General features: G+C 66.5%; 15 protein-coding genes. 13 read left to right on the top strand and 2 right to left on the bottom strand.

The features are described 5' to 3' along the window. Positions 1-80: 80 nt before the first annotated feature. From EV646_RS24265 to EV646_RS24295, 7 genes are all read left to right on the top strand, one after another. The gene (locus EV646_RS24265) at positions 81-1373 is read left to right on the top strand and encodes an ABC transporter substrate-binding protein (RefSeq protein WP_132152304.1); all 1293 of its coding nucleotides are present in this window, start codon (positions 81-83) and stop codon (positions 1371-1373) included. Continuing rightward, on the top strand, positions 1373-2251 hold the full coding sequence (locus EV646_RS24270; RefSeq protein WP_132152306.1) for a carbohydrate ABC transporter permease: 879 nt from the start codon (positions 1373-1375) through the stop codon (positions 2249-2251). The genes EV646_RS24265 and EV646_RS24270 overlap by 1 nt, the downstream gene beginning before the upstream one ends. Positions 2252-2327: 76 nt before the next feature. Further along, complete coding sequence (locus EV646_RS24275; RefSeq protein WP_132152308.1) at positions 2328-3239, top strand: carbohydrate ABC transporter permease; 912 nt, start codon at positions 2328-2330, stop codon at positions 3237-3239. A 51-nt stretch (positions 3240-3290) separates the two neighbouring features. After that, positions 3291-3770, top strand: a complete 480-nt coding sequence (locus EV646_RS24280) for a DUF2975 domain-containing protein (protein ID WP_132152310.1) — start codon at positions 3291-3293, stop codon at positions 3768-3770. Further along, positions 3770-3979: a helix-turn-helix domain-containing protein gene (locus EV646_RS24285; protein ID WP_132152312.1), complete on the top strand. Its 210-nt coding sequence runs from the start codon at positions 3770-3772 to the stop codon at positions 3977-3979. Before EV646_RS24280 ends, EV646_RS24285 begins: the two co-directional genes overlap by 1 nt. 61 nt (positions 3980-4040) lie before the next feature. Continuing rightward, positions 4041-5297, top strand: coding sequence for a hypothetical protein (locus tag EV646_RS24290; protein WP_132152314.1), 1257 nt, complete (start codon positions 4041-4043; stop codon positions 5295-5297). A 227-nt stretch (positions 5298-5524) separates the two neighbouring features. Continuing rightward, entirely contained in the window at positions 5525-6484 is a 960-nt protein-coding gene (locus tag EV646_RS24295) for a glycoside hydrolase family 43 protein (RefSeq protein ID WP_132152316.1), read from the top strand. Between the two features lie 83 nt (positions 6485-6567). Here the strand turns inward: EV646_RS24295 and EV646_RS24300 are convergent, their stop codons facing one another. Continuing rightward, positions 6568-6969 (bottom strand): DUF1844 domain-containing protein, encoded by a 402-nt coding sequence (locus EV646_RS24300; RefSeq protein WP_241996291.1) that lies wholly within the window; start codon positions 6967-6969, stop codon positions 6568-6570. 310 nt (positions 6970-7279) lie between these two features. On the opposite strand from EV646_RS24300, the gene infC reads away from it, so the two are divergent. The 5 genes from infC to EV646_RS24325 all read left to right on the top strand — a co-directional run bounded on the left by infC (position 7280) and on the right by EV646_RS24325 (position 10479). Continuing rightward, positions 7280-7969: a translation initiation factor IF-3 gene (gene infC / locus EV646_RS24305; RefSeq protein WP_422386726.1), complete on the top strand. Its 690-nt coding sequence runs from the start codon at positions 7280-7282 to the stop codon at positions 7967-7969. Positions 7970-8060: 91 nt separating this feature from the next. Next, on the top strand, positions 8061-8255 hold the full coding sequence (gene rpmI, locus EV646_RS24310) for a 50S ribosomal protein L35 (RefSeq protein WP_132152320.1): 195 nt from the start codon (positions 8061-8063) through the stop codon (positions 8253-8255). 100 nt (positions 8256-8355) lie between these two features. Further along, the gene (gene rplT / locus EV646_RS24315) at positions 8356-8745 is read left to right on the top strand and encodes a 50S ribosomal protein L20 (protein ID WP_131296281.1); all 390 of its coding nucleotides are present in this window, start codon (positions 8356-8358) and stop codon (positions 8743-8745) included. Positions 8746-8776: 31 nt separating this feature from the next. After that, positions 8777-9589, top strand: coding sequence for a TrmH family RNA methyltransferase (locus EV646_RS24320; protein WP_132152322.1), 813 nt, complete (start codon positions 8777-8779; stop codon positions 9587-9589). After that, complete coding sequence (locus EV646_RS24325; protein ID WP_199237151.1) at positions 9586-10479, top strand: CehA/McbA family metallohydrolase; 894 nt, start codon at positions 9586-9588, stop codon at positions 10477-10479. Before EV646_RS24320 ends, EV646_RS24325 begins: the two co-directional genes overlap by 4 nt. Here the strand turns inward: EV646_RS24325 and EV646_RS24330 are convergent, their stop codons facing one another. Further along, positions 10480-11184 carry a TetR/AcrR family transcriptional regulator gene (locus EV646_RS24330; protein WP_132152324.1) on the bottom strand — a complete coding sequence of 235 codons (705 nt, stop codon included), beginning with the start codon at positions 11182-11184 and terminating at the stop codon, positions 10480-10482. A 55-nt stretch (positions 11185-11239) separates the two neighbouring features. Between EV646_RS24330 and EV646_RS24335 the strand changes: the two genes are divergently transcribed. Then, positions 11240-12748 (top strand): MFS transporter, encoded by a 1509-nt coding sequence (locus EV646_RS24335; protein ID WP_241996293.1) that lies wholly within the window; start codon positions 11240-11242, stop codon positions 12746-12748. The last annotated feature ends 40 nt before the right edge of the window (positions 12749-12788 follow it).

Raw genomic sequence — 12788 nt, forward strand, 5'->3', positions numbered from 1 at the left:
TCCCCTTGCCCTTGACAGCGGATTCTACGATCCCGGATAGTGCAGGAGCTATACCGGTTTATCAAACCCAGGAGATTTCCATGCGTAGACGTCGTCTGGCACCGGTGGCAGCTCTTGCCGCCGCGGCACTCACTCTCGCCGGTTGCGGCCTCGGGTCGGACGGGTCCGGCAGCAGCGCCGCGACCCCGACCGTCGACGCGAACGCGAAGGTGACCGGTGAGGTCAGCTTCCAGACCTGGGCGCTGAAGCCGAAGTTCACCTCGTACGTCGAGAACCTGATCAAGGAGTTCGAGGCGAAGTACCCGGGTACGCACGTGACCTGGCTGGACCAGCCCGGCGACGGCTACGACAAGAAGGTGCTGAGCCAGGCCTCGGCCGGCCAGCTCCCGGACGTGGTGAACCTGCCGCCGGACTTCGCGCTCCCGCTGGCCAAGCAGCAGATGCTGCTCGACGTCGGCGCCGCCGATCCGAAGATCAAGGACGAGTACGTCGAGGGCGGCGTACAGGCGTATCAGTACCAGGGACTCAACGGCACGTTCGGCTACCCGTGGTACCTGAACACCGACATCGACTACTGGAACGCGACCAAGTTCGCCGCGGCCGGACTGGACGTGAAGAACCCGCCGAAGACCTTCGACGAGTTGCTCGCGGCCGCCAAGGTGATGCACGACAAGACCGGCGGCAAGGAGTACCTGATGAGCCGGCTGCCCGGCATCGGTGACTTCACCAACGCCGGAGTGAAGATCCTGTCCGACGACGGCAAGAAGTTCGTCTTCAACACCCCCGAGGCCGCCGCGCTGCTGGACAAGTACCGCGACGCCTACAAGGCCGGCTACCTGCCCCGCGACATCCTGACCCAGGAGTACCTGGGCAACTCCAAGCTCTTCACCCAGGGCAAGGTCGCCTGGACCACCGGCGGTGGCAACGCGATCCAGGACTTCGTCAAGGACAACCCGTCGCTGAAGGGCAAGGTCGTCCCGTCGCCCGCGCTGGACACCCCGCCGCTGTACGTGCAGGGCCTGTCGGTGTCGGCGAAGACGAAGAACCAGGCGGCCGCGATCGCGCTGGCCCGGTTCGTCACCAACGCCGAGAACCAGGCCGCGTTCGCCAAGATCGTGAACATCTTCCCGTCCACCAAGGCGTCGGCTCAGGACCCGTACTTCTCCAAGAGCGACGGTACGCCGGAGTCGGACGCGAAGGTACTGGCGTTCGAGTCGCTGGCCAAGGCGAAGGTGCTCACCCCGCCGATCATCAGCGGTGCGACGAACGACTTCATCGGCCAGCAGATCTCGCTCGCCATCTCCGGCAAGATCTCGTCGCAGAAGGCCCTTGACGCCGCGGTGGCCAAGGCCAACGAGCTGCTCACCCAGTAATGCGCTACAACCGTTGGTTCACCCCGTGGGTGCTGGTGATTCCAGCACTCGCCTGGTTGATGGTGTTCAACCTGTGGCCGTCGATCAACACCGTGATCCTGTCGTTCACCAACGCCAGGCCGATCGGCGGCGGTACCTTCGTCGGGCTGCGGAACTTCGAGCGCCTGCTGCATGACGATCAGCTGCGCTGGGCGTTGCTGAACAGCGTCATCTACATGGTGGTCTGCCTGCCGTTCCTGACCATCCTGCCGCTGCTGCTCGCCGTACTGGTGGAGAAGAAGTTGCCCGGCATCACCTTCTTCCGTACGGCGTTCTACACGCCCGTGGTGGCGTCGGCAGTGGTGGTGGCGCTGATCTGGCAGTGGATCCTGGACGACCGCGGTCTGGTCAACGGGCTGGCCGAGAAGCTCGGTGTCATCTCGGGGCCGTTGCCGTTCCTCAGCGACCAGTGGTTGTTGTTGCTGAGCGCAATCAGTCTGACGATCTGGAAGGGGCTCGGGTACTACATGATCATCTACCTGGCCGCCCTCGGGAACGTCGGCCGCGACCTGCACGAGGCAGCGGCGGTCGATGGCGCGGGGCCGTGCCGGCGGTTCGTGCACATCACGATTCCGGGAGTGCGCGGGACGATGATCCTGATCTCGATCCTGATCTCGGTGTCGGCGCTGCGGGTGTTCTCCGAGCTGTTCATCCTCAGTGGCGGCAAGGGCGGTCCGGGCGGCCGGGACAACTCGGTCGTGATGCTGATCCAGCAGTACAGCCAGGGTTTCGAGGGCAACCTCGGGTACGCGTCGGCGCTGTCGATCGTGCTGTTCTTCGTCACCGTCGTACCGATGCTGGTGCTGGCCAGGCTGAATCGTCGTGGAGCTGAAGCATGAACGAGCGGAGCGAGTTCATCATCAAGCACAGTGTGCCTCGTGTCTCATCCGCGCCCGGAGCGAAGCGAGGACGTGGATGAGCATAGTGACCGATCCGGCCCGGCCGGCCGTGGCTCCTGAAGCCCCTCCGGCTACACGGCGGAAGGGTTCTTTCGGGTTCAACACCATCTCGACGCGCGAGAAGGTGGTTCGTTACGTCCTGCTGGTGTTCGTGCTGCTGATCACCATCGGGCCGTTCCTGTGGCAGCTGTCCACGTCGCTGAAGGGATCCGGGGAGGACATCTACACCCGGATCCCGCGGCTGCTGCCGGCGCAACCGACGCTCGACCACTACGGCGCGGTGGCCGACACCATCCCGGTCTGGGACTATGCGAAGAACTCGCTGGTGGTCGCCGTACTGGTTGTCGGCGGCAACGTTCTCGGTGCGTCGCTGGCCGGGTTCGCGTTGTCCCGGTTGCAGTTCCGCGGCCGGCGGATCGTGCTCGGGCTCTTTCTCGCGACGCTCGTACTGCCCGGTGAGGTGACGATCATTTCGCAGTACGTCACCGTGCGGGAGTTCGGTCTTGCGAACACACTGTTCGGGGTCGCGCTGCCCGGCATGATCGGCGCGTTGAACGTGCTGCTGATGTACAACGCGTTCCGGGCGCTGCCGATCGAGGTCGACCAGGCCGCGATCGTGGACGGCGCGAACGCCTGGCAGCGGTTCGTCTACATCGGCCTGCCGTCGGTGCGGGGGACCATCAGCGTGGTCGCGATCTTCGCATTCATCGGCGCCTGGGACGACTTCCTCTGGCCGCTGATCGTGCTCACCGACCCGAACAAGTACACGCTGACCGTCGGCCTGCAGTACCTGTCCGGCACCTTCAGCAACAACCCGCGGCTGATTGCCGCGGGCACCATGATCGCGTTCGTACCGATCGTGATCGTGTTCGCGACCCTGCAACGCTTCTTCTTCAAGGGCGTGGAGGAGGGTGCCGTCAAGGGCTGACTGGTCGTGGCATCGATTGACAATCGATAGGTAGCAGTTGATAGTCGATTCATGTCTGTCGTGAATCGGGTGGTGTGGCCGCTCAGGGTCCTGCTGGTGATGCTGTTCGCCGGGCTGATGGTGGCACAGGTGATGAGCATGCCGGGTCAGTTCGCGTACATGGCTCGGGAGAACCCCGACCTGGCCTATCTGCGCTGGCCGCTGACGATCTGGTCGATCCTGGAACTGCTGTGCGTCCAGGTCGTCATCGTCTGCACGTGGAAGCTCCTCACCCTCGTCACGTCCGACCGCATCTTCAGCGAGCAGTCCTTCGCTTGGGTCGACGCGATCATCTGGGCCCTCGGTGCGGCCTGGGTGCTGTTCTTCGGGGTGTTCCTCTACCTCGGGTTCCTGGCGAACGACCCGGGCTTGCCGATCTTGATGTTCGGCATGGTGCTGGTCGGCGGCGTACTGGTGCTGCTGGTGGTCGTCCTGCGAGCCCTGCTCCGGCAGGCGACCACGCTGCACACCGACATGGAAGCAGTCATCTGATGCCCATCGTCGTACGCATCGACGTCGAACTGGCAAAGCGCAAAATGTCTGTAGGCGAGTTCGCCGAGAAAGTCGGCCTCACCCCCGCCAACATCGCCGTCCTCAAGAACGGCCGAGCCAAAGCCGTCCGCTTCACCACCCTCGAAGCCATGTGCCGAGTCCTCAACTGCCAACCCGGCGACCTCCTCGAATGGGTAGCCGACGAGTAGTGGCTTCCTTCGCGCTGGTCGCGGGCGGAGAATGGCAACAGTCGTCGTCGTTGGGGGGACCATGGGCGTCGGGTCTCAGTCGACCGTTGCAGGCCGAACCAAGTTGCTCGGTCAAGGCGTCGTGCGCGGCCTGAGCGCCTTCGTAGCTGGATTCCAAGCCACTGCCTGGGATCAGAAGGCGGATGCGGAGACCGACGCCTTCCTCCGCGAGGTCAGCGAGTTGCGCTCCCTGGCGGACGCGGACAGCCCGCGGATCGAAGCGCTGCTGAAGACCAGGCGAGAGTTTCTCCGCTCCCAGTTCGCGGTGCAGATGATCGCGAACCGGCTGACGCTGATCCTCGGCATCGCGGCCGTGTTCGTGCCTGGACTGGTCGTCGCACTCGAGGCTCCGCGAGGTGATGAGAACCCGGTCTGGGTCTTCGTCCTCATGCTGCTCGGGCTCTCGATCATCGCGACTTGGCCCGCCGTAGCTCTTGAGACGCTGACCGGCCGGGAGCGAGCCGGGCTGATCTGGATGGCGCTGGTGCTGTCGACGTACAGTGCGGTCGCCGTCGTGAACGTGGCGGCGCCGGACCGCAGCGATCCTGAGATCACAATCCGCTTCCCCTTCGTCGCTGCGGTCGCTGCCTGGACGGGGTTGGCCATCGTGATCGTCGCGCGCGTGTACGTCGTCGCCTGGAATCGAGCGGAGCTCAACCGGGTCTGGACGGAGCAGCGGGTCGAGGCGGCCGTGGTCATGAAACTGCTCCGCGTCCTTCAGATCCTCGAACACGCGACCGAGGCCGACGACAACGCCAGTCGGCCGATGAAGTCAACGGGTGCGGCCCGGGCGTTGCTGGCTGACGCGGCGCAGGCGGTGAACGACTATCTGCCCAGGCTGATCGACGGCCGTCGCGCGTACGGCGCCGACGCCAGGACGATCGCCCGCGAAGCGGCGGCGGCCCTCCTCGGCCTGAGATCCGCGGTCACGCTCCCGGGCGGCTGCGTCCGTGACGAGGACCTCCAACGGGTGAAGACTGCCGTCGAGGCCTGGGCCATCGGCAGCCTCGCCGATCTGCCGCGAGAGGCACCACCCGAGGGCGAGTCCATGGAGTACGAGCGCCGGCGCTCGGGCCTCCGTCACGTCACGCGCACCCTCGCGCTGGGCGCCGTACCGCTCGTCCTCATGGTTGTGGTGACGCTCCTGCCGCTCGAACTGTCAGGAGCCGTGTCCGACGCTCTCACCCCATTCGCCGTCACCTGGCTCCTGTTGTCCGTCGCCGCCGTCTTCGCCCCCGCGGACGTCAAGCTGGACAGCAAAACCCTCTTCAATCGCTGAAGGCGCCCCCCGGGGGAGTCACATCGGCGCCGCGTCGGGGCTCATAGGGGTGTGCGAACGACGTACCTGTTGAGGAGGACCTGATGCAGTTCGTGTTGGTGACGCGGCCGCGATGCCAACAGGTGGGATGTGGCGGTCGTCCCGGTCGGCGATCGTTTAGCGTCGGCGTGGCTCACGGGCTGATCGCGACCGTTTCGTCGTACGAACCAGAAGGATGACCGCGTCTGATGAAGACCACTTCGCAGCAAAACTACGTGGGCTACCTCTACGCGCACTTCAAGCGCGAGTCTCCCGATGGTGAGCAAATCTACTTCGCGTTGAGCGACGGCAACGACCCACTGCACTTCGACGATCTCAACGGCGGCAAGCCGGTCCTGTACTCCACCCTGGGCGAATGCGGCGTCCGCGACCCGCACATCGTGCGTTCCCCGGAGGGCGACCGGTTCTACCTGGTCGCGACCGACCTGCGCATTTACGCCAGCCGCGACTGGGAGCGGCACCAGCGGCGAGGCAGCCGCTCGATCATGGTCTGGGAGTCGGAGGATTTGGTGAATTGGGGCGACGGCAGACTCGTCGAGGTCGCGCCGCCCGAGGCCGGCAACACGTGGGCGCCGGAGGCGGTCTGGGATCCCGAACAGGATGCCTACCTCGTGCACTGGTCCTCGACGCTGTACGACAACCCGGAGCACGAGGGTGAGAGCTACAACCGGATCATGGCTGCGACCACCCGCGACTTCCGCGAGTTCTCCGAGCCGCGCGTCTGGATCGACCGAGGGTGGCAGACGATCGATGCCACGGTCATCGACCACGAGGGCGTCTTCTACCGCTTCCTGAAGGACGAACGCGGCCGTACCGGCGACGCACCGCACGGCAAGTCCATCTTCTCCGAAACCTCGACCTCGCTGACGGCCGCCGACTGGAAGCCGCTGGCCGAAGGCATCGGCCTCGGCCCAATCAGCCAGGGCGAGGGCCCACTGGTGTACAAGTCGAACACTGAGAACAAGTGGTTCCTCTGGATCGACGAGTTCACCCCGGACCGCCGCTACGTCCCCTTCGAAACAACCGACCTCACCACCGGCGAGTGGACCCCCTCCCAGGACTACCGCCTACCACCAGATCCCTGCCACGGCGTCGTACTCCCGATAACCGCCGAAGAGTACTCACGCCTCCGCACGACTTGGACCTGAGTCGCCGACCCAGAGGCGCGCCCGGAACGGCTTCAGATGTCAGGCTCTGATGATGTCTTGCGGTAGCGCGCGTGGGTGGGGAGTTACCTGTTGGCGGCGGAGGGGTGGACTGGGCCGGTGTACTTCTCGCCGGGGCCGGCGCCTGGGTCGTCGGGGATGGACGAGGATTCGCGGAAGGCGAGTTGGAGGGAGCGGAGGCCGTCCCTCAGAGGCGCGGCGTGGTGGTGGCCGAGGGAGGGGGCGGAGGCGTCCAGGAGGCCGGCCAGGGCGTCGATGAGGGAGCGGGCCTCGTCGAGGTCCTTGTGGTCGGGGAGGTCTTCGGCCAGGCCGAGGTTGACCGCGGCGGCGCTCATCAGGTGCAGGGCGGCGGTCGAGATGATCTCCACGCTGGGTACGTCGGCGATGTCGCGGGACACGGTCGACAGCGGGTCCGGCCGGGTGCCGTCGGAGGGGCCGGACTGCGAAGTGGAGAGTTCGTCGGTCATGCTGCTACTCTTGCATGGCGACCGACCCGGTCCGTTGGTGACCCCTGAGCGGAATACTCGAGGGTCACCGGTGGTTCAGGTCAAAGCGGAGGGCCACCTCCCACCCAGTCGATGAACAGTCGGCGGGTCCCGGTCACGCCGAAGCTCCGGAGCAGTCCGGTGCCGAGGCGAACGTACGGCGTCCCACCCGGAGGGGTTGGAGCGTCGTCGATCTGGGAATTGGGCCTTCGTGTGAATCGCACGAGGGCCTTTGTCGTTTCCAGGTCCAAGAGCGAGGTGGCACCGATACGAGCACAACCCAGGAGGACCCATCACCATTGAACTGCGCGTCAACGAGCGCATCCGCGTTCCCGAGGTGCGACTGGTCGGACCGAACGGTGAGCAGGTAGGCATCGTCCGGATCGAGGACGCACTTCGGCTGGCACAGGAGGCCGATCTCGACCTGGTCGAGGTCGCGGCGACCGCCCGGCCTCCGGTCTGCAAGCTGATGGATTTCGGCAAGTACAAGTACGAGACCGCGCAGAAGGCGCGCGAGTCCCGCCGGAACCAGTCCAACACGGTCATCAAAGAGATGAAGCTGCGGCCGAAGATCGACCCGCACGACTACGAGACCAAGAAGGGTCACGTCGTCCGGTTCCTGCGTGCCGGGGACAAGGTCAAGATCACCATCATGTTCCGCGGTCGTGAGCAGTCCCGGCCGGAGCTCGGCTTCCGGCTGCTGCAGCGGCTGGCCGAGGACGTCAGCGAGCTCGGCTTCGTCGAGTCCTCGCCGCGGCAGGACGGCCGGAACATGATCATGGTGCTCGGACCGCACAAGAAGAAGTCCGAGGCGCGCGTGGACGTGGAGGCCGAGAAGGCGAAGAAGCAGGCCGAGCGTGAGGCCGAGCAGCAGGCGGAGCGTGCGGAACGCGCCGAGCAGGTTCAGGCACACGAAGCCGAGCGCGCCGCCGGTTCCACGAAGAAGCCGAAGGGTCCGGCAGACAACCTCGACCCGGAGTGACGAACAGCTCCGGCGTTGAGACAACCAAAGCCGCCGGAGCACCGTCACACCGAAGATCGAGTCAACGAAGAAACTCAGGAGCACAACAGCTATGCCGAAGATGAAGACCCACTCGGGGATGAAGAAGCGCGTCCGCGTCACCGGCTCGGGCAAGATCCGCCGCGAGCAGACCGGCAAGCGTCACCTCGCCGAGGCGAAGCCGACCAAGCGCAAGCGCCGCCTGTCCGGCACCGTCGAGGTCGCGTCGACGCACGTGAAGAAGGCCAAGAAGCTTCTCGGCATCTGACGTCCCTTCAGGCCGCCGCCCCCATCCCGCCCTTCCCCGAACACCCCCGCCGAGTGGGCACCATCTCTCTTCGGCGCAGAAGCACAAGGAGTAACACCTCATGGCACGCGTGAAGCGGGCAGTCAACGCCCACAAGAAGCGCCGGGTCGTACTGGAGCAGGCCAGCGGTTACCGCGGCCAGCGCTCGCGGCTGTACCGCAAGGCCAAGGAGCAGGTCACCCACTCGCTCGTCTACGCCTACCGGGACCGCAAGGCGCGCAAGGGCGACTTCCGCAAGCTGTGGATCCAGCGCATCAACGCCGCGGTCCGCGCCGAGGACCTGACCTACAACCGGTTCATCCAGGGCCTGCGGCTGGCCGAGGTCGAGGTCGACCGGAAGATCCTCGCCGACCTGGCCGTCAACGACCCGGCCGCGTTCTCCGCGCTGGTTCAGGTGGCCAAGGCTGCCCTGCCGGCCGACGTGAACGCGCCGAAGACCGACGCGGCCTGAGCGACACCCCTGAAGTAAGCAAGCACCTCAAGTGGCGAGCCCTGGTCTGCTGACCGCGCAATCCGTGCGGATCAAGCAGGCCAAACGGCTCGCCACTCGTGCGTTCCGGCGCAAGTCCGGCCGCTTCCTGGTCGAAGGCCCGCAGGCCGTCCGGGAAGCCCTCGAGCACCGCGAGCTCGTCATCGAGGTGTACGCCGAACCCGACGTCGCCACGCGGCATCGCGACCTGCGCGACCTCGCGACGGTCGCCGGCGTCCGCTGGTTCGAGGTCGACCGCGCCGCGATCGAGGCCCTCAGCGAAACCGTCACCTCCCAAGGCGTCGTCGCGGTCTGCTCACTGGTCGACGTCACCTTGGATCAAGCAGTACGACGTACCGCCCGGCTGGTCGCGGTTGGCGTACAGGTCCGGGACCCCGGCAACGTCGGGACGCTCATTCGGACGGCGGACGCGGCCGGAGCCGATGCCGTCGTACTGTCGGCCGAGTCCGTCGACCCGCACAACCCGAAGGCGGTCCGGGCCAGCGTCGGCAGCATCTTCCACGTGCCGATCACCACCGACGTCGATATCACGGCCGCGACCAAGTCCTGGCGCGACCAAGGTCTGCAGGTACTCGCGGCCGACGGCTACGGCTCCACGGATCTCGACAGCTGCATCGACGACGGCACGCTGGCCCAGCCGACCGTCTGGCTCTTCGGCAACGAGGCGCACGGCCTCCCGGACGGGTACGACGCCATCGTCGACCGCTCGGTGAAAGTGCCGATCTACGGCCGGGCCGAGTCGCTCAACCTCGCGACCGCCGCCGCCATTTGTCTGTACGCGTCGGCGCGGGCGCAGCGGCGATGACGGACCTGCCGTTCGACCTGCCGGGGCGGTTCTGGCGAGGGAATCTGCACACGCATTCGAACCGCTCGGACGGAGCGTTGTCGCCTGCGGACACCGCCCGGATCTATCGGGAGGCTGGCTACGACTTCGTGGCGATCACCGACCACTTCCGGCCGGAATACGGCTTCCCGGTGACGGACACGCGGGAGTTGCGCGCCGACGGGTTCACCACGTTGGTCGGCGCCGAGTTGCATGCGCCGCGCACCGAGGCGGGACAGTCGTGGCACATCGTGGCGGTGGGGTTGCCGCTGGATTTCGCGGCGCCGGGGGAGACGGAGACCGGGCCCGAGCTGGCCCGGCGCGCGCGGACCGCAGGCGCGTTCATCGGGATGGCCCATCCGGCGGCGTCGCTGCTGACGGCGGCCGATGCCGAGAGCCTGGACGCGGCCCACTCGGTCGAGGTCTACAACGCGCTCGCCGACCGCGAGAACCGTGGCAACAGCTGGCACCTCACCGATGTCTTGCTGAACCGCGGTCACCGGCTGACGACGTACGCCGCCGACGACGCGCACCTGCAACCCCAGGACCCGCCGCCCTGCCAGGCCTGGGTCCAGGTCCGCGCCGAAACACTCGAACCGGACGCGCTCCTGACCGCGCTGAAGGCCGGCCACTTCTACTCCAGCACCGGCCCCGAGCTGTACGACGTACACACCGAAGACGACGTCGTCATCATCCGCTGCTCACCCGCCACAAAGATCCTGCTCACTGGCGGCACCCCCGGCGCAGAGGTTGCCCAAGGCACCGACCTCACCGAGTGCACCTTCCCCCTGACCATGTTCCACAACACCCACTGCCGCATCACCATCGAAGACGCCACCGGCCACCGCGCCTGGACGAACTCGATCTACTGACTACTTCCTAAGGCGGGCCTCGAGGCCCTCGAGGACGGTGTCGAGGCCGAAGGCGAAGGACTCGTTGTAGATGCTGGCCATGTCGCGGCCGGTGTAGCGCTCGACGGACTCACGCATCTCGGGGTGGTCCGCGATGACGGTTCGAGTCTGTTCCAGCACCTCGCCGGCCCAGTCGTCGACCGAATCGCCGCGCTTGCGGGCCTCCGTGCGTACGGCGGCCTCGGCGCTGACCGAGCCGAGTACGTACGACATCACGCTGCTCATCGCGTGGTCGATGTCGCGGCCAGTGAAACCGGCGGCGCGGAACAGGGCGATGCCGCGCCCGCCGAGTGACATCGCGTTCGGCCCGAGGCTCGGCCGGGAGTAGATGACCTCGGCCAGCCAGGGGTGCCGCAACACCGCGGCGCGCAGGCTGTGGCCGAACAGCAGGGCGCCGGACCGCCAGCCGGCCAGGTCCGGATCCGGTACGTCGACCTCGCCGTACACCTCGTCGATGACCAGCTCGATCAGGTCGTCCTTGGTCTGGACATGCCAGTAGAGGCTGGTCGCGCCGGCGCCGAGCTTGGCGGCGAGCTTCCGCATACTCAGGCCGGCCACGCCCTCCTCGTCCAGGGTCGCGATCGCCGCCTGCACGATTTGCTCCCGGCTGAGCGTCTCCCGGGCCGGGGCCGCGGCTCGCGACCGGGTCCAGATCGATTCCTTCATGACGCCATCCTAATAACCACTCGCACACTGTGCGAGTGTGTCGTACAGTGTGCGAGTGACTAGTACACCGTTCGAGTCCACCGCGACCGGTCATCCGCGACGCTGGTGGATCCTGCTGATCCTGTGCCTGAGCCTGATGGTGCTGGTGGTCGACAACACCGTGCTCAACCTGGCCATCCCGTCCCTGATGCGGGATCTGTCCGCCACCCCTGCCGACGTGCAGTGGATCATCGACGCCTACATCTTGGCGTTCGCCGGCCTGCTGCTGACAGCGGGCAGCCTGTCCGACCGGTTCGGCCGGCGGAAGATGCTGATCCTCGGTCTGGTCCTGTTCGGCGCGGCGTCGATGCTGGCCACGCTGGCCGAGACGCCGTGGCAGCTGATCCTCTGCCGCGGGCTGATGGGCGTCGGCGGTTCGCTGCTGATGCCCAGCACGCTGTCGTTGCTGTTCACGGTGTTCCCGCCGGAGGAGCAGCGCAAGGCGATGGCCGGCTGGTCGATGGTCGCGATGCTCGGTGTCGTGGCCGGTCCGACCGTTGGCGGCGTACTGCTGAACCACTTCTGGTGGGGTTCGATCTTTCTGATCAACGTGCCGATCGCCGTACTCGCGATCATCGGGGCGCTGGCGCTGATACCGGAGTCGAAGGGTCCGGCGCGGGACGTCGACCCTGCTGGTGCGGTGCTGTCGATCATCGGGATGGCGGCGATCGTCTGGGCGATCATTTCGATCCCGGCCGACGGATTCGGCTCGGCGAAGGTGCTCGGTGGGTTGGCTGTCGGTGTGGTGGCGCTGACCGGGTTCGCCTTGTGGGAGAAGCGGAGTGAGCATCCGATGGTGCCGCTCGCGCTGTTCCGGGATCGGCGATTCAGTGGGACGAGCTTCTCGATCGTGCTGCTGTCGTTCACCGCCGGTGGGTTGCTGCTGGCCCTGACGCAGTACCTGCAATTCGTGCTCGGGTACAGCCCGCTGAAGGCCGGTCTGGCGTTGATCCCGTACGCCGTTTCCGCCGTCGTCTTCAACGGACTCGGGGCGACGCTGGGCAAGAAGATGGCGGATCGCACGCTGATCGCGATCGGCCTGGTGATCATCGCGGGCAGCTTCGGCATCCTGACCCAGGTCTCCGACTCGACCGGCTACGGCCTGCTGATCATCGGGCTGCTGGTCATGGGTGTCGGCGGTGGTCTGGCCGGTCCGGCGGCGTACACGCTGCTCATGCAGGCCGTTCCGCCGGAGCACCGGGGTGTCGGGTCGGCGATGAACGACACCGTCCAGCAAACGGGTGCCGCGCTGTCGGTCGCCGTACTGGGCAGTGTGCTGGCGGCGGCGTACTCCTCGTCGCTGCCGGACTCAGTGCCGGAGGCCGCCCGCAAGTCGATCGCGGACACGCTCGCTCTCGGCCCGGACTTCGTGGCAGCGGCCCGGCATGCCTTCACCGACGCGATGTCCATCTCGATGCTGGTCGGCTGCATCGGCGCGGTGGCCGGTGCCGTGGTCGCCCTGGCCGTGCTGCCTCGCAAGGCGGCTGAGGATGCGGAGTTGGTCGACCAAACGGTTAATCAGTAATGGTTTTCATTTCTGTTAGGCTGCCTCCTCTTGAGCGGAG

The sequence above is a fragment of the Kribbella antiqua genome (genome assembly GCF_004345665.1).
GTDB lineage: Bacteria > Actinomycetota > Actinomycetes > Propionibacteriales > Kribbellaceae > Kribbella > Kribbella antiqua.